This is a genomic window from Brevibacterium sp. Marseille-P9724 (assembly GCF_902500275.1).
In the GTDB taxonomy this organism is placed as follows: domain Bacteria; phylum Actinomycetota; class Actinomycetes; order Actinomycetales; family Brevibacteriaceae; genus Brevibacterium.
The window spans coordinates 1-16443 of record NZ_LR722995.1; the positions used below are offsets into that span (position 1 = coordinate 1).

The 16443-nt window shown below is 62.2% G+C and carries 18 protein-coding genes; 10 read left to right on the forward strand and 8 right to left on the reverse strand.

Annotated elements, in window-relative coordinates; genetic code table 11:
* Positions 1-165: 165 nt before the first annotated feature.
* Positions 166-549, reverse strand: coding sequence for a MerR family transcriptional regulator (locus GC119_RS07665; protein ID WP_062019803.1), 384 nt, complete (start codon positions 547-549; stop codon positions 166-168).
* A 196-nt stretch (positions 550-745) separates the two neighbouring features.
* On the opposite strand from GC119_RS07665, the gene GC119_RS07670 reads away from it, so the two are divergent.
* Positions 746-2269, forward strand: coding sequence for a SulP family inorganic anion transporter (locus tag GC119_RS07670; RefSeq protein ID WP_151952828.1), 1524 nt, complete (start codon positions 746-748; stop codon positions 2267-2269).
* Positions 2270-2363: 94 nt separating this feature from the next.
* Here the strand turns inward: GC119_RS07670 and GC119_RS07675 are convergent, their stop codons facing one another.
* The gene (locus GC119_RS07675; RefSeq protein WP_151952829.1) at positions 2364-2606 is read right to left on the reverse strand and encodes an LLM class flavin-dependent oxidoreductase; all 243 of its coding nucleotides are present in this window, start codon (positions 2604-2606) and stop codon (positions 2364-2366) included.
* A gap of 103 nt (positions 2607-2709) precedes the next feature.
* Between GC119_RS07675 and GC119_RS07680 the strand changes: the two genes are divergently transcribed.
* Positions 2710-3837 carry a DNA recombination protein RmuC gene (locus GC119_RS07680; RefSeq protein WP_151952830.1) on the forward strand — a complete coding sequence of 376 codons (1128 nt, stop codon included), beginning with the start codon at positions 2710-2712 and terminating at the stop codon, positions 3835-3837.
* A 42-nt stretch (positions 3838-3879) separates the two neighbouring features.
* Here GC119_RS07680 and GC119_RS07685 read toward each other — a convergent pair whose 3' ends face one another.
* Positions 3880-4935, reverse strand: coding sequence for a 4-hydroxy-3-methylbut-2-enyl diphosphate reductase (locus tag GC119_RS07685; RefSeq protein ID WP_151952879.1), 1056 nt, complete (start codon positions 4933-4935; stop codon positions 3880-3882).
* 119 nt (positions 4936-5054) lie between these two features.
* Between GC119_RS07685 and xseA the strand changes: the two genes are divergently transcribed.
* Both xseA and GC119_RS07695 read left to right on the forward strand, forming a co-directional pair.
* The gene (gene xseA / locus GC119_RS07690; protein ID WP_151952831.1) at positions 5055-6377 is read left to right on the forward strand and encodes an exodeoxyribonuclease VII large subunit; all 1323 of its coding nucleotides are present in this window, start codon (positions 5055-5057) and stop codon (positions 6375-6377) included.
* Positions 6370-6612: an exodeoxyribonuclease VII small subunit gene (locus GC119_RS07695; RefSeq protein WP_151952832.1), complete on the forward strand. Its 243-nt coding sequence runs from the start codon at positions 6370-6372 to the stop codon at positions 6610-6612. The genes xseA and GC119_RS07695 overlap by 8 nt, the downstream gene beginning before the upstream one ends.
* 73 nt (positions 6613-6685) lie before the next feature.
* Here the strand turns inward: GC119_RS07695 and GC119_RS07700 are convergent, their stop codons facing one another.
* Complete coding sequence (locus GC119_RS07700; protein WP_151952833.1) at positions 6686-7255, reverse strand: DUF4245 domain-containing protein; 570 nt, start codon at positions 7253-7255, stop codon at positions 6686-6688.
* 99 nt (positions 7256-7354) lie between these two features.
* Here GC119_RS07700 and glpX point away from each other — a divergent pair, with 99 nt between their 5' ends.
* Genes glpX through GC119_RS07715 form a run of 3 tightly spaced genes read left to right on the forward strand, consistent with a single transcriptional unit; the run spans position 7355 to position 10538 of the window.
* Entirely contained in the window at positions 7355-8485 is a 1131-nt protein-coding gene (glpX, locus tag GC119_RS07705; RefSeq protein ID WP_226829362.1) for a class II fructose-bisphosphatase, read from the forward strand.
* Entirely contained in the window at positions 8485-9138 is a 654-nt protein-coding gene (locus GC119_RS07710; RefSeq protein ID WP_151952834.1) for a carbonic anhydrase, read from the forward strand. The genes glpX and GC119_RS07710 overlap by 1 nt, the downstream gene beginning before the upstream one ends.
* Positions 9135-10538: a class II fumarate hydratase gene (locus GC119_RS07715; RefSeq protein WP_151952835.1), complete on the forward strand. Its 1404-nt coding sequence runs from the start codon at positions 9135-9137 to the stop codon at positions 10536-10538. Before GC119_RS07710 ends, GC119_RS07715 begins: the two co-directional genes overlap by 4 nt.
* A 175-nt stretch (positions 10539-10713) precedes the next feature.
* On the opposite strand, the gene uppS is transcribed toward GC119_RS07715, so the two are convergent.
* Positions 10714-11517 carry a polyprenyl diphosphate synthase gene (uppS, locus tag GC119_RS07720; RefSeq protein ID WP_070777432.1) on the reverse strand — a complete coding sequence of 268 codons (804 nt, stop codon included), beginning with the start codon at positions 11515-11517 and terminating at the stop codon, positions 10714-10716.
* A gap of 157 nt (positions 11518-11674) precedes the next feature.
* Here uppS and trhA point away from each other — a divergent pair, with 157 nt between their 5' ends.
* The gene (trhA, locus tag GC119_RS07725) at positions 11675-12460 is read left to right on the forward strand and encodes a PAQR family membrane homeostasis protein TrhA (protein WP_070777405.1); all 786 of its coding nucleotides are present in this window, start codon (positions 11675-11677) and stop codon (positions 12458-12460) included.
* Between the two features lie 74 nt (positions 12461-12534).
* Here trhA and GC119_RS07730 read toward each other — a convergent pair whose 3' ends face one another.
* Both GC119_RS07730 and mca read right to left on the reverse strand, forming a co-directional pair.
* Positions 12535-12861 carry a hypothetical protein gene (locus GC119_RS07730; RefSeq protein WP_151952836.1) on the reverse strand — a complete coding sequence of 109 codons (327 nt, stop codon included), beginning with the start codon at positions 12859-12861 and terminating at the stop codon, positions 12535-12537.
* Positions 12861-13859, reverse strand: a complete 999-nt coding sequence (gene mca, locus GC119_RS07735; protein WP_070777429.1) for a mycothiol conjugate amidase Mca — start codon at positions 13857-13859, stop codon at positions 12861-12863. Before mca ends, GC119_RS07730 begins: the two co-directional genes overlap by 1 nt.
* Before the next feature lie 93 nt (positions 13860-13952).
* Between mca and GC119_RS07740 the strand changes: the two genes are divergently transcribed.
* The gene (locus tag GC119_RS07740; protein WP_070576618.1) at positions 13953-14360 is read left to right on the forward strand and encodes a DUF4307 domain-containing protein; all 408 of its coding nucleotides are present in this window, start codon (positions 13953-13955) and stop codon (positions 14358-14360) included.
* Between the two features lie 90 nt (positions 14361-14450).
* Entirely contained in the window at positions 14451-14942 is a 492-nt protein-coding gene (greA, locus tag GC119_RS07745; protein WP_070576621.1) for a transcription elongation factor GreA, read from the forward strand.
* Between the two features lie 95 nt (positions 14943-15037).
* Here greA and GC119_RS07750 read toward each other — a convergent pair whose 3' ends face one another.
* Positions 15038-16348 carry an AI-2E family transporter gene (locus tag GC119_RS07750; protein ID WP_070576624.1) on the reverse strand — a complete coding sequence of 437 codons (1311 nt, stop codon included), beginning with the start codon at positions 16346-16348 and terminating at the stop codon, positions 15038-15040.
* Positions 16349-16443 lie beyond the last annotated feature (95 nt).

Genomic DNA, 16443 nt, shown 5'->3' on the forward strand with positions numbered 1-16443 from the left:
TCGGCATCGGGCGCTGGCTCGTGGTCTCCGTGGGTCTCGCCGGGGCCGGCTACGGGCTCTTCGCATCCGTCCGCTCGGCCGCCGGTCTCGTGGAGACGTGGAAGGGCCGCGGGTTGCCGAAGTGGCCTCGCTGGCACAGATAGCGCATCGTGTGTCTGCTTCGACTCAGTCCGAGGAGTGCGCGGCGAGCAGGCCGATGAACTCGTCAGCGGCGTCAAGCTGCTTGGCAAGCTTCGCGCGGCGTTCATCCGCGTCGGTGCGGAAATCGTTCAGCGCCCGCCGGGCGCTCTCGGCGGCAGCACCGACGCCATCCGCGCCGTCGAGCGCCCGGAGCAGGTCGCCCATCTGATCGAGCGAGTATCCCAGTGGCTTCATGCGCCGGATCAGCAGGAGTCTGCCGAGATCGCCCTCAGTGTAGAGCCGGAACCCGCCCTCGGAGCGTCCGGAGGGCGTCAAGAGTCCGATCTCGTCGTAGTGGCGGATCGTGCGCTGCGACAGAGCTGTCCGCTCAGCCAGCTCTCCGATGTGCATCATTCCCGCTTCGGGCACGGAGGCCTCCTCATCTCATCGTCTCAGTTCGACACAACTCTCACGTTACGTTAGTGTTGACTCTCGTGTCCACATGAGCTGGACATGCCTCCGCCGTGGCGATCTATCACCAGGCGAAGCCGCGCGTTGTCGCGCACCACCAGACATTCTCCGCTCTCGGCCTGAGAGCGCCGCCCTGAACAGATGGAGGTACCGCATGGCCGTGCCCACTGCGACCAAAGAAGACAAGGGTCGGTACCGGCCCGAACCGTCGGTGCTCACCGCACTGAAGACCCCGCGCATCCTCACCCGCGAAGTTCTCGCAGGCCTGGTCGTGGCGCTGGCGCTCATTCCTGAGGCGATCTCGTTCTCGATCATCGCGGGCGTCGATCCACGTGTGGGCTTGTTCTCCTCATTCGTGATGGCAGTGTCCATCGCGTTCCTCGGTGGCAGACCCGCCATGATCACCGCGGCGACGGGCGCTATCGCTCTCGTTATCGCCCCCGTCGCCCGCGACTACGGCTTGGACTACTTCATCGCGACGGTGCTTCTGGCTGGGGTCTTCCAGATCCTCCTCGCCCTCTTCGGAGTCGCCAGGCTCATGCGATTCATCCCGCGCAGCGTCATGGTCGGCTTTGTCAACGCGCTGGCGATCCTCATCTTCATGGCACAGGTGCCCGAACTCATCGGCGTGCCCTGGATGGTCTACCCCCTCGTCGCGGTCGGGCTGCTGATCATGGTCTTCATGCCGAAGATCACCAAGGTCATACCGGCCCCACTGGTCTCGATCGCTCTGGTGACCGCCGCCGTGGTCGTCTTCGCGATCAACGTACCCGCTGTCGGCGACAAGGGTGAGCTGCCGCGCAGCCTTCCCGAGCTGTTCATACCGAATGTGCCGCTGACATGGGAGACTTTCACGATCATCGCGCCGTTTGCCCTCGCGATGGCGCTGGTAGGCCTGATGGAATCGATCATGACGGCGAAGCTCGTGGACGATGTGACCGACACCCACTCAAACAAGACCCGGGAGAGCTGGGGGCAGGGCGTCGCGAACCTGCTCTCCGGCCTGTTCGGCGGCATGGGCGGCTGCGCGATGATCGGGCAGACCATGATCAACGTGAAGGTGTCCGGGGCCCGCACCCGCATCTCGACGTTCCTCGCAGGTGTGTTCCTCTTGGTCCTCATCGTCGCCCTCGGCGACATCGTTGCGATCATCCCCATGGCGGCGCTGGTCGCGGTGATGATCATGGTCTCCGTAGGTACCTTCGACTGGCACTCCATCAAGCCCTCCACCCTGCGCCGGATGCCTAAGAGCGAGACGACCGTCATGGTCATCACCGTCGCCGTCGTCGTCGCCACCCACAACCTCGCCGTCGGTGTCGTCGTCGGCGTGTTCGTCGCCTCTGTGATGTTCGTGCGCCGCGTCGCCCACCTCATCGACGTAAAGCGTGAGATCACTGAACATGATGGCGCTCGGATCGCGCATTACACAGTCGAGGGTCAGCTCCTGTTCGCCTCCAGCAACGACCTCACCACCATGTTCGAGTACGCCGACGACCCTGACCGAGTCATCATCGACCTCACGAGATCCCACATCTGGGATGCCTCCACCGTCGCGGCGCTCGACGCAATCGCGACCAAATACGAACAGCACGGCAAGGCGGTCGAGTTCGTCGGGATGAACGAGTTCACGACTGCGTTCCACGCCCGGCTCACGGGAGGACTCGGCAACGGTCACTGACAGGGGCTCGGGTGGGCCAGTCGGTCACGTTGGGGGCAACCGCGGCGCAGCCGCGGGCGGCAGCCGCTATCCAACGTCACAACCCCGATATGCGCTAACGCAGGTCGATGACACCGGTGCCGACTTCGATCTTGCGCGTCTTGGCCGCAATCGTCGCCAGCAGCGGCATGGGCGAACCCGACTGCGGCGCAAAGTGGTGAACACGGAAATAGGCGCCGTTGACACCAAAATCGTCAGCACCCTGCGCGATATCAACCGCGTCAGTGAGCATCTGTTTGGCATCAAGGTCACTGCCCGGCGCGTAATGCCCGAAGCTGAGGAATCCAAAAGACTTCATGCCGGCCAAAGAAAGTTGAACCTTTGACTATTCCCCGTGGATTGAATCTGATCCGAAAACAGCTGTCCCTGGTTATGTCAGTGCCTCAGTGCACACTGAGGACATGACTACAGCAGCACTCATAACCGCCGTCGTCGCAGCGATCGTCTTCCTTGCGCTCGGTGCTGTTATCGGCTACCTGTTCGGATCAGCACGCACCCGCTCGGAAATGTCCACCAGGCTTGCTCGAGCGGAAACAGCCCGGCAGCTTCTGACTGACCGTTCCGAAGCACTGGAGGCTGATGCGCGCCTAGCCGGTGAGCTCACCGGTGCCGTCGGACCACTTGCCGCCGGGGTGCGCCGGCTGCAGGAAGACCTCACGGAAACAGAGCGTCAGCGCATCGAACAGATGACCAAGCTGAGTGAACAGCTCACTCACCTCAGCCAGCAGAATCGGGATCTTCGCGAATCCACCGGACGGCTGGGCCAGGTGCTCAACGCAACCTCATCCCGCGGTGCGTGGGGTGAGGTTCAACTGCGCAGGATCGTCGAATATGCAGGCATGCTTCCACACGTCGACTTCGACACTCAGGTCAGCGTCACCACAGCAGATTCCGCGCTCCGCCCCGACATGGTCATCAGCCTGCCCCACGGCGGGACCATCGTCGTCGATGCAAAAGCACCGCTGTCAGCACGCCTGCGGGCAGAAGAGAACGGCAAGCCCGCCGCAGACGAACACGCGCGCGCTTTTCTACGGCACGTCGACTCGCTGGCATCAAAGGAGTACTGGAAGCAGTTCGCCGCTTCCCCCGACTTCGTCGTCTGCTTTGTGCCCAGCGATTCTCTCCTGTCAGAGGCCGCGACCGCTTACCCACAGCTCATCGAACAGGCAATGTCGCGCAATGTCGTCATCGCCTCCCCTTCGACCCTCCTCGTGCTGTTGAAGACCGCGGCCATGGGCTGGAGGCACGAAGCCATCAGCAGCTCCGCAGAAGAAGTCCTGCAGTTGGGCCGAGAACTCTACGACCGCGTGGGGACCCTTACCGGTCATGCAGCTCGGGTCGGCACCGCACTGCAGCGAGCGGTCGGTGATTACAACACGTTCATCGGGTCCTTTGAAAGCCGGTTCCTGGTGACCGCACGGAAGTTCACCCACACTGGCCTGAGTACCGAGGACATCGATGCCCTCCCCGGTCTCGACGCCGCCGTGCGCAAACCCAGCGCAGACGAACTCAGCCGGCCAGATCACTGATCTGGTCGGCTGAGCGGCAGGCTGTGTGAGGGTTAAGAAAGGTCAGCGCAGGTCGTGTTCGCGGTCCGCGCCGTCCTTCTTGTTCGACGTCTTGTGGCCAGCGGCCTTGAGGTCCTTGCGCAGTTCGCGCGGCAGCGAAAACATCAGATCCTCAGTGGCGGTCTGCACTTCTTCAACATCCGTGTAGCCGTACTCGGCCAGCAGCTTGAGCACACCCTGCACCAGAATGTCCGGGACAGAAGCACCGCTTGTCACACCGACGGTGGCGACACCGTGGAACCACTCTTCGTCGACCTCACGGGCGAAGTCCACCCGGTGTGCGGCCTTCGCTCCGGCTTCCAGCGCAACTTCGACAAGACGCACTGAATTCGACGAATTCGCCGAACCCACAACAATCACCAAATCCGCCTGGGGTGCGATCTTCTTCACCGCAACCTGACGGTTCTGCGTGGCATAGCAGATGTCGTCACTCGGCGGGTCCTGCAACTGCGAGTAGCGCTCGCGCAGAATATCGACCGTTTCCATTGTTTCGTCGACCGACAGAGTGGTCTGCGAAATCCAAATGAGCTTCTCGGGATCACCCAGATCGACCGCGCGGGCTTCATCTGGGTTCTGCACGAGAACAATATCGTCGGGCGCTTCCCCCATCGTGCCCTCGACCTCTTCGTGGCCTTCGTGGCCCACAAGCACGATCAGGTACCCCTCTTTGGCAAAGCGAATGGCTTCGCGGTGCACCTTGGTCACCAGAGGGCAGGTGGCGTCAATCGTTTCCAGATTGCGCGCAGCCGCCTTGGCGTGCACCTCCGGAGAAACACCGTGGGCAGAGAACACCACGCGCTTGTTTTCGGGAACATCATTGGCGGAATCAACGAAGATCGCGCCGCGCTCGGTGAGAGTCTCAACAACATGGCGGTTGTGGACGATCTCCTTACGAACATAAACGGGCTCACCGTAGTGTTCAAGGGCACGTTCAACGGCGATCACAGCACGATCAACGCCCGCACAATAACCGCGGGGAGCCGCCAGCAGAACCTGCTTAGCGCCCTCGGGCTGTCGAATTTCACTCGGCTCTTTGCGCACACGAGGCATGGCCGGCATAGGAACGCTCACAGTACTCACACCACCATTGTAAGAAAGCGCCTATGAGAATTCGGTGTCAGCACCGGACGCTAGACTTCCCGACAACCCCAAGCGACGACAACAGAAGCGGAGACGGCGTGGCACAGCGCATCAGCGGAACCCCGGGAACTCTCGGCGCAGACACCCCGCGTCCGCTGCCCGAAATGGCAGGCGACACCACCGCGGACAACCCGTGGCCCCTTGCTCTTCTGTCACGCAAAATGAAGGAATACATCGACCGCATGTCCACCGTGTGGGTCGAAGGGCAGGTCATCCAGTTCAACCGGCGCGGCCGCGTCAGCTACTTCACGCTGCGCGACCTCAACGAAGAAATGTCGCTGCCCGTGCAGGTCTTCAACGACGTCCTCGAAAGGCTCGAATCTCCCATCGAAGAAGGCTCCCATATTGTCGTGCAGCTCAAAGCCGACTTCTGGGGCAAAGCCGGACGCCTGTCAATGCGAGCACGCGACATCCGCCCGGTAGGTCTGGGTGAACTCCTGGCCCGCCTAGAGCGCCTGCGGCGCCAGCTGGCCGCAGAGGGCCTTTTCGACTCGGCGGCCAAACAGCCGCTGCCGTTCCTGCCGGGCAGAATCGGCTTGATCACCGGACGCAACTCCGATGCCGAAAAAGACGTTCTGCGCAATGCGGCACTGCGCTGGCCTGCCGTGCAGTTCGAAGTGCGCAACACAGCTGTCCAGGGCACAGCAGCGGTCGGGCAGATCGTCAGCGCACTGCGGGAACTCGACAGTGACCCAAGCGTTGACGTCATCGTCATAGCCCGCGGCGGAGGCAGCATGGAAGACCTCCTGCCCTTTTCAAATGAAACGCTCATACGCGCAGTCTCCGAAGCTGCGACACCTGTGGTTTCTGCCATCGGCCACGAAGCCGACAGCCCCATCCTCGACGAAGTCGCCGACCTGCGCGCGTCCACACCGACCGACGCCGCCAAACGCATCGTGCCGGATGTCCACGAAGAGAACATGAAGATCCTCCAGGCGCGCGCCCAACTGGACGGAGCGCTGGAAAGGTTCATAGCCCGCGAACTGACAGCGCTGGAATCCGTGCGCTCCAGACCGGTGCTTGCCGAACCGCAGCAGATGATCAGCACGCGCCAACAGGATGTCGAAAGCTGGCGTGAACGCGCCTGGCAGCTGGGCAGTGCGGCAGTTCAGTCCGGCTTGGCCGAAGTACAGCACCTGCGCACTCAGGTTCGTTCGCTCTCACCGCTGAACACCCTTGCTCGCGGATACGCCGTGGTGCAGAAGGCAGACGGCGCCGCCGTGCGCACAGCAGAAGAACTCGCGCGCGGCGATCACCTGACCATCACCGTCGAACGCGGCGTCTTCACCGCCGACGTCACCGAAATCACCAATACCGACGGCCCCGGACGGCCCACAGAAGGAAACGATTCACATGACTGACAGCAACACTGCACCGACCGATCTCCAAGAGATGAGCTACGAACAGGCTCGCGAAGAACTCGTCACGGTGGTTCGCACGCTCGAAGGCGGCAATCTGCCACTGGAAGAATCACTGCGCCTGTGGCAGCGGGGAGAAGAACTCGCAGACAGGTGTCAAGCGTGGCTCGACGGTGCCCGCGAAACCCTCAGCAAAGCCCAGGCCAAACGCGAAAACGGCGCAGAAGCAGCTGAATAACAACCGCGATCGACGGCAACGAGCCGTTCGCTGATCCTCAGTCACCGCGCTGGCAATCAGCCTTGGGCCGACCTCAGCTGTTCAGATGCTCGACTGCCTGCTCCGCATAGGCGTGATAGCTCTCCCACCGGGCTGATCCCTTGAAGACGATCGTCGTACCACCGATCTTGCCGACAAGCGCCTGCTGGGTGAGGTCCTTCGATTCGTATTCAGTGAACGTCACCCCGTCGATCTTGGATTCCCCGCGCTCAACAGCACCGTCGAGAACAGAAGTCAGCCAATCATCGTCGCCCTGAGACTGCCGCACAGAAATCCACTGATCCTGCGGACCGACCATCGACACGTACCACGTGTCGGTCTCCGGCCGACCCATCTTGGTGAAGTGAGCGTCGTTGGCTTTCCAGTCCTCAAGCAGCTGCGGGGTGTAGACGCTGAAGCCGGCGTGATCTTCGGCTGTCTTGCCAATCGACGTGACATCGACATCGCGCGTGGGGTCGCCCTTCGGCTGCGGAGCGAGCATAAGAACAGCGAACACAACTCCGAAGCAGATGACCAGGGCGATGATCATGTTGACCCAGTTCGACTTCAGGCGAATCTGGCGCATTTCTTCCCGCGAACCGGGAACGGGCTTCTTCTCAGACACGCCCCCTATTGTCTCTGAGTGCAAGACCGAGCGCACACCCACCCGCCGCTTCGCCCAGCTGAGTTCGCTGTGTCACAGCCGGGTGGCACAATAAGCTGTATGAGCACCAGCGAAACACCGGCAGACAACCCGACTGTCAAAAACCACCACAACGGCGGGCGGGCTTCCGCCCCTCCCCAAGCCGTCACCGACGAATGGACCCAGCGCCTGCGCACACAGGCCGGAGAACCCGACCGCAACCTCGCTCTCGAACTTGTCCGCGTCACAGAAGCCGCCGCAATCGCCGCAGCCCCGTGGGTAGGCCGCGGCGACAAACTCGCCGCTGACGGCGCTGCGGTTGCCGCTATGCGCAACGTCATCTCCACCGTCACCATGAACGGAACCGTGGTGATCGGCGAAGGCGAAAAAGACGAAGCCCCCATGCTGTACAACGGAGAAGCCGTCGGCAACGGCGACGGTGCTCTGTGCGATGTCGCGGTTGACCCCATCGACGGCACAACGCTGACCGCCAAGGGCATGCCGAACGCCATTTCCGTTATGGCGGTTTCCGAAGACGGCTCCATGTACGACCCTTCGGCAGTCTTCTACATGGAAAAGCTCGTAGTCGGCCCCCAAGCTGCCGACTACGTTGACCTCCGCCTGCCGGTGGACGAAAACATCCGGCGCGTTGCCAAGGCCAAGGGCAACCCCGGCAACCCGTCCGCCGTCACCGTCGTCGTCCTCGACCGCCCCCGCCACAAAGACCTCATCCAGCAGATCCGCGACGCCGGGGCACGCGTCAAGCTCATCTCTGACGGCGACGTCGCAGGCTCCATAGCCGCCTGCCGGCCCGGCACCGGAATCGACATGCTCATGGGCATCGGCGGAACCCCCGAAGGCATCATCTCCGCGTGTGCGATCAAAGCGCTCGGCGGTGTCATTCAGGGCCGCCTGTGGCCGCAGGACGAAGCTGAACGCCAGGGCGCAGTCGACGCTGGTCTCGACGTTGACCGGGTGCTCAGCACGGACGACCTCGTAACCGGCGACAACACGTACTTCGTCGCCACCGGAATCACCGGCGGCGACCTCCTGAGCGGCCTGCGCTACGAAGGCAAGCGCGTTGTCACCGAATCACTCGTCATGCGCTCGAAATCCGGCACCGTCCGCACCGTCATGGCCGAACACCTCTTGGAGAAGACCCACTCCTACGAAGAAGCGGCCAAAGAAGCCGCTGAGCGAGGACTGGTCTGATGCCCGCACGCGATATGACTCCGCAGCAGGCGCTTGAACACCTCATGGAAGGCAACAAGCGCTTCGTTGCCGACACTCCGTCGCACCCCAACCAGAACTCCAAGCACCGCAGCACGCTGACCGACCACCAGCACCCGTACGCAACGCTGTTCGGCTGTGCCGATTCTCGCGTTGCCGCCGAAATGATCTTCGATGTCGGGCTGGGCGAAATGTTCGTCGTCCGCACCGCCGGCCAGGTCACAGACGCGGTCACCATCGGCAGCCTCGAGTATGGTGCATCCAACCTCGGCACTCCCCTGCTGATCGTGCTCGGCCACGACAGCTGCGGTGCGGTGACAGCCGCGGTCGAATCCCTCGAAAGCGGTGAAACGCCCAACGGATTCGTCTACGACGTCGTCTCACGGCTCCTGCCGACCGTCATCCACGCTCGCCGGGACGGCTTCGACGACATCGGCGGCGCTGTGCACCAGAACACCGTCGACACGGTGCACCTGCTGTACGAACGCTCTCAAATCCTCAAAGAGCTGGTCGACTCAGGCCAGCTCATGATCGTCGGCATGACCTACAAGCTCAAGGACGGCCGCGCGAAGATCGTCGCTCAGATCGGCGGCGAAGCGGCCACAGACAAGCAACTCACGGAGGCAGCACAGTGACAGAATTCCGCATCGAACACGACACCATGGGCGAAGTCAAAGTCCCCAAGGACGCCCTCTACGCCGCACAGACCCAGCGCGCCGTAGAGAACTTCCCCATTTCGGGCAAAACCCTCGAAACCGCCCACATTGCAGCTCTCGGCCAGGTGAAGAAGGCCGCAGCCCGGGCCAACCAGGAGCTCGGCGTTCTTGACGCCGAACGCGCCGACGCGATCGCCCAGGCAGCTGACGAAGTCATCGCCGGCAAGCACAACGGCGAATACCCCATCGACGTGTTCCAGACAGGTTCGGGAACCTCGTCGAACATGAACACAAACGAAGTCCTTGCGACCCTCGCCACCCGTATCCTCAAGGACAAGGGCATCGAGGTTCACCCCAACGACCACGTCAATGCCTCGCAGTCGTCCAACGACGTCTTCCCCACCTCGGTGCACGTTGCCGTCACCGGCGCACTGGTCAACGACCTCATTCCGGCTATGCGCACGCTTGCCGAATCGCTGGAGAAGAAGGCCGAAGCCTGGAAGGACGTCGTCAAGGCCGGCCGCACCCACCTGATGGACGCAACCCCTGTCACGCTCGGCCAGGAATTCTCCGGCTATGCAGCACAAGTGCGCATCGGCATTGAGCGCATCGAAGCCTCGCTCCCCCGTGTAGCCGAAGTCCCGCAGGGCGGCACCGCCACCGGCACCGGCATCAACACACCCGATGGCTTCTCCAAGCGCGTCATCGAACTGCTGGCAGAACAGACCGACCTGCCGATTACGGAAGCCCGCAACCACTTCGAAGCACAGGCCAACCGCGACGGCCTCGTGGAAGTCTCCGGCCAGCTGCGCACCATCGCCTACAGCTACATGAAGATCAACAACGACCTGCGCTGGATGGGTTCGGGCCCCAACACGGGCCTGGGCGAAATCCACATTCCCGACCTCCAGCCCGGTTCGTCGATCATGCCCGGCAAGGTCAACCCGGTCATCTGCGAAGCAGCAATCATGGTTTCGGCTCAGGTCATCGGCAACGACACCACCATTTCGCTGTCCTCGACCAACGGCGCCTTCGAACTCAACGTCGGCATCCCGGTCATGGCTGCGAACCTGCTGGAATCCATTCGCCTGATGGCCAACACCTCGACCGTCATGGCCGAAAAGATGATCGACGGTCTCACGGTCAACGAAGAGCGCGCCCGCTTCCTCGCCGAAGCATCGCCTTCGATCGTAACCCCGCTGAACAAGGTCATCGGCTACGAAGCAGCTGCGGCAATCGCCAAGCACGCTGTGGCCGAAAAGATGACGGTCAAGGAAGCAACCATCGACCTGGGCTACGTCGAGAACGGCACCATCACGGAAGAAGAGCTCGACAAGGCTCTTGACGTGATGACCATGGTCGGCAACTACAACCGCTGACCCACTTCTGGGCAAGCCGATCTCGGCAAACTCAGACCTGACAGCAGATCAGGCGCCCACCGGCTTTGCGTGAAGCCGGTGGGCGCCTGTCTCGTGCAAGCTGGGCTGTCCTGACTCCAGGGGATCTTGGGCGCTGTCAGGGGTCGACGCTGGGTGAACAGTCTGGGTGTCCCCGTCAGCGACCAAAGCGCCGCGAACGGTTCGAAAAATCGCGCACCGCACGCAGAAAGTCGGTTTTGCGAAAAGCCGGCCAGTAGGCTTCGCAGAAGTAGAACTCCGAATAGGCGCTCTGCCACATCAGAAAACCAGACAGCCGCTGTTCGCCCGAAGACCGGATGATGAGGTCCGGGTCCGGCTGCCCCTTGGTGTACAGGTGCTCTGACAGCTTTTCTTCGGACACATCGTCAATTGCGCTGCTGAGATCACGGCCGGATTCAAGTTCGGCTTTGAGATAGGAACGCACAGCGTCGATGATTTCAGCGCGCCCGCCATAGCCGACGGCGATGTTGACCGCGACCCTCGACGCTGTTTCAGACGCTCCGCAGGATCGTTCCTGCGCCGCCTGCAGTTTGCTGCGCAGGGCACAGGGAAGAAGCTCGAGGTTTCCCACAAGGTTGACAGAGTACCACTCGGTATCGGCGATTTCGTCAACGAGATCGGCGATGATCTCGGTCAGCGCCGCAACTTCTTCTTCCGCCCGGGCCAGATTCTCCTTGGACAGGACGTAGAGAGTCACCATCTCTACACCGACTTCATCGCACCAGCCCAAGAACTCAATGATCTTCTGCGCACCGGCCCGGTGACCCTGTTCAGTCGTTGCGCCGAATTCGCGCGCCCAGCGGCGGTTGCCGTCGGTGATGACGCCGATGTGCCGTGGAACCGCGGTATCGGGCCGCAGCGCATTGACCATGAGCCGGTTGTACAGCCAGTGCAGCAGGCCCGTAGATGAACCAGCACGCGGTGTTTTCGGTGCTTTCATCGTTCGGCCTTTCTCCCTTGCGGACGGTTCATGCTCATCGTCTTCCACTCGTGGCATCCGCGGTGTGTTTTTGGGTGCGTTCTTAATCTAATAGATAGCAGGGATCGCTTTGCGGGATCCCCACCCTTCTGTCAGTCCTGAAACCTAGGCTTCCCCCATGAAGCATTCGACCGCCGCCTCCGCCGTTGTCCCGGACGATCTTGCCCACGGAGAAACACTGGCCTCCAGTCGGCGAGAGTCTGTCTCGCGCAGCCGCATTGTGCGCCGTCGGCGAGCTTTCCTGCGCACCGAACTGGGCCGGTTGGCCGGACAGAAGAAAACGTCGTGGCGCGGGTGGATTCACGTCGGAGCTTTTCCACTGGCTGTCATCGGCGGGCTTGCCGCAGTCATTTTGGGTCCCACAGTTCCAGTCCGCCTGGGTGCGGCCGTCTTCGCCCTGACGGGCATGCTCTTGTTCGGCACTTCGGCGGTGTATCACCGCGGGCCGTGGCGTATGCGCATCCGCCTGCTCCTGCGCCGGTTCGACCACGCCAATATCTTCCTCATCATTGCCGGAACCTACACCCCGCTGGCGCTGCTCCTGCTGCCAAGTGACAAGGCGCTGATCCTGCTGACCGTCATGTGGGTCGGCGCGGCCGCTGGTGTTGCCTTCAGACTCATCTGGACGTCAGCGCCGCGAGCGCTTTTCGTGCCGGTCTATGTGGGCATCGGCGTCGCCGGTGTGGGCTATGTGCCCCACATGTGGATTGAGAACCTCGCCGCGGGGATCCTCGTGGTGATCGGCGGTGCGTTCTACATTGCCGGTGCTGTCATCTACGGGCTCAAGCGCCCCAACCCTGTGCCGGGTGCTTTCGGCTTCCACGAAATCTTCCACGCCTGCACCGTGGTGGGCTATGGCTGTCATCTGGCGGCTATGCTGACCGCCTCCGTCATGGCCATGTGAAAGGTCTGGGGTCGCTGCAGTCGCAACGGCCCCGGACGTTTTCGGCCGATCGCTGACGAGGCGCCTGCCGGCTTTCAGTCCTGTGTTCGGGAATCTTCTTCGGGTTCGGGTTCCTCGCTGGCGTCGTCCTGCTGGTCTTCCGGTCCTTTCCAGTCGGGACGGGCCGCCTGCTGTCCTTCGAGGTCGCCGTCTTTGCGCAGCGGAATGGTGTATTCGACCCGTGCGCCGTCACGTGCGCGGATGCGGCGGATGCGGCGAACTGCGTCGCGCATGAGGAAGATCGTCGCGACCACGACTAGGGCGGTGGCGACAAAGCCTATTGTGCCGGGTGTGACGAGCACGGGGTCTGGCATTTTCGGCGGCTGGTTTTCTGCCGCGGCGAAGACGATGAGGTTCGGCATCATTCTCCTTGGGGTTTGTGGGCGGGTTCGACGATCTCAATTCCTGCCTCACGCATGGCGGCAGCCAGATCTCCCGGCTGCACAGTGGTGCCGTTATCGAGCGTGATTCCCTCAAACAGGTCGTGTTCGGAGAAGTCGCCGAAGTCGCCTTCCCTGCCGGTGTTGTCGACAGCGAGTTCGAACTCTTCTGTTGGCCAGTACTGCTGGGCCAGCATCTGCACTTCAGAAAAGAATCCGCTGTTGGGATCGATCTGGGTGGCGTGCGCGCGCAGGGCTTCGGCCGCAGTTTCCAAAAAGGCGCCGGCGGGAATCGAGGCGGTCAGCCGGTAGTCGCGCTTGTCTGCCGATGTGCGGATCCGCTCCTGCCGTTCTTCGCTCAGCGGTGATTCAACGCCGAGAGCGGTCATAACGCTGTGGATGCGCATCCACTTGGCCGGGGTGAGGTCCATGTTGTAGTAGACCTTCGGCACCTGCCATGCGCCACCCAGCTCTGGGTTGCAGTCAGCGTCGGCAGCCATCCGAACTGCCAGCATTGTGGCTTCGTGGGTGCGGATGTGGTCCGGGTGAGGGTATCCGCCGAGTTCGTCATAGGTGGTCACCACGTGGGGGCGCAGTTGGCGGATGAGGTGGACCAGGGGTCGGGCCGACACTTCGGTTGGGGCCGTCCAGAACGTTCCGTGGTCGATATCGTCAAAACCGCCTTCTGGCAGGCCCGAATCGACAAAGCCGATCCACTTGTGCTGGGCACCCAGACGCTGTGCGGCGCGAGCCATTTCATCGCGGCGCAGACCCGCGATGTCGCGGATGGCGGCAGGACTTCCGTCCAGAGCGGGATTGAGAATCGACCCCGCTTCTCCACCGGTCATCGTAGCGATTGTGACGTCCGCTCCAAGTGTTGTGTAGAGCGCCGTCGTCGCACCTCCCTTGGACGATTCATCATCAGGGTGAGCGTGCACGGCAAGCATGCGCAGCTGCGAATACGGCGCGGTTGATTTCACGTAGACCTCCATGAGGGCGCGGGCTCGCTCCCGGCGGAAATGACTCCTCTAGACTAGTACGTCGAACATGAACGCTTGGCAGAAAGGTCGGCTGTGAGCGAAAGGTACGGGGGGCGTGCACCCGGCTATCGAGGTGCACAGCTGAACAGACGCACGCTGCTCATCATTGCCGGCATCATTGCTGTCCTGATCACAGCCGGAGCTGCCTTTTTCGCCTTTCGACCGGCGGGCGCACCGACTACGGCATCCGATGTCGCCTTTGAAGCCGTCGATTCCAATCGGGCGATCGTGGAATTCAACATCCGGCCCGACCGCAGCCGCGATTCTGTGTGCTCTGTGGTTGCGAAGAACGACTTCGAGGCCGTGGTGGGATACCGCGAGGTGACGATCCCCGCAGCACCTGACACCGCCTCGTCAGACCTGTTTCATCAGGAAGTCAGTGTCAACACAACCCAGCTTGCAGTGCAGGGGCACTTAGAAACCTGCTGGTTTGTCAGCTAAAATGACGTGATAACCATCCCGGGTCCTCTGCGGACCCGGGATTTCACTTAGACATGCGCTGCACGGTGCAGCGCCTAAGGAGGAAACATCATGGCTGAAGAAAACGTCGGCGACAAGACGTGGCTGACCAAAGAGGCCTACGAGCGCCTGACAAAGGAACTCGAACACCTCCAGGGCCCCGGCCGAGCAGAAATCGCGGAGCGCATTGACGCTGCGCGCGAAGAAGGCGACCTCAAGGAAAACGGCGGCTACCACGCTGCGCGCGACGAGCAGGGTCAGATGGAGGCCCGCATCCGCCAGCTCGAAGAGCTGCTGCGCAACGCCGAAGTCGGCGAAGCGGACGCGGACGACAAAACCGCAGGACCCGGCAAGCTGATCGTCGTTGAGATGAACGGCCGAAAGATGGAGTTCCTGTTGGGTTCGCGCGAAATCATCTCGGAAGAAGACAAAGTCGAAGTGTTCTCCGAACAGTCGCCTCTGGGCCAGGCGGTCAACGGGGCGAAGGTCGGCGACGACGTCGAATACGAAGCCCCCAACGGCAGGAAGATCACTGTCACCGTGAAATCGGCGAAGGCGTACTGATCACCTGACACGCCGGAAGGCTCAACCTTTCTGAAGACGAAGACGGCGGGAGCAGACACTGTGTCTGCTCCCGCCGTCTTCGTCTTCAGCCCGACTCACCCGGAGGCTTCACTCTGTTTGAAATCGGAGATGATGACAGTGCGCCTCTGACTATCGGGGGTTCTGGCCGCAACACCCGGTGAGGTTTCGCCCGGCAGGTTCGGCCCCTCCCCGGACGCGATCACGCCTTCGCGCCGAGCATCGGCGAGCATCTGCTGGGAGGACAGTTCGGCCAGGTATCCAATAGCCGCAGACACGGAGGCGACAAGCGGCACAGCGAACAGTGCGCCGACAATGCCGAACTGATAGGAGCCGACGGTCACAGCAAGGACAACGGCAAGCGGGTGGACCGACACGGCCTTGCCCATGAGGAACGGCTGCAGCACGTTGCTCTCCACCTGCTGCACCAGCAGAACGATGCCGAGCATGACGATCGCGTGCACGAAGCCCTTGGCCACGAGAGCCAAGAGGACCGCGATGATGCCCGTGGCGACAGCACCGACAAACGGGATGAATGACGCCAGGAAGATCAGCACAGTCAGCGGGATGACAAGCGGCACACCCAGAATGAGCGCACCGATGCCGATGCCCAGAGCATCGACCGCCGCAACGATCACCTGGATCCGGGCGTACTGGCCCAGTGCCATCCAACCTCGGAAGGCGGCACCCAGTGCCGGTTCCCGTGCCGGAACCGGCAGCAGGCGGGTGATCCAGCGGGTGATCCGGCTGCCTTCGAGCAGGAAGAAGAAGGTGGCGAACAGCGAAATCAGCAAACCGGCGAAGAACGTGCCGACACTCGAAGCGGCGCCGAGAACACCCGTTGCGATCTTGCCCTTCTGAGCACTGAGAAATTCATTGACCTGCTGTGTTGCATCGGCAACAGTCTGCGCGATCACCGTCGAATCCAAGCCCAGCGGGTTCGACTGAATCCAAACGGCAATAGCGTCGACACCCTTCATGGTGGTCGACGTCAAGTCGATGATTCCGGCGACAAGCTGCTGGCCGACGAGCGCGAGCAGACCCGCTACCACCAGGATGAAGCTCAGAAGCACCGTCGCGGCGGCGGCCGTCCGGGGCCACTTGTGCCGAGCCAAGAAGTTCACCAGCGGCGTCAACAGGGCTGAAATCAGCAGAGCGACAAGCAGCGGAATGAGAACGTATGTGATCTTCGACAAAAGCCACAGCAGAACGGCCACCGCCGCCAATACAACCAGCGAGCGCCAGCTCCAGGCCGCAGCCAAGCGCAAACCGCGTGACACAAAGGGAACATAGCTTCGCGACTGCAGCCGGTACGCATCTGCCAGCGCGGGATCCGTCAGCTGCTCGGCAGCTGCCCCCGGCTGGTCTTTGGGGCTCTTCTTCGTCATGGGACCAGGCTATATCCTGTGCGCCCTTCAGCGCTCACGCCCGGCCGAACCGACGGCACTTACCGCAAACACGCTTTCGCGCGGAAACAGACCCT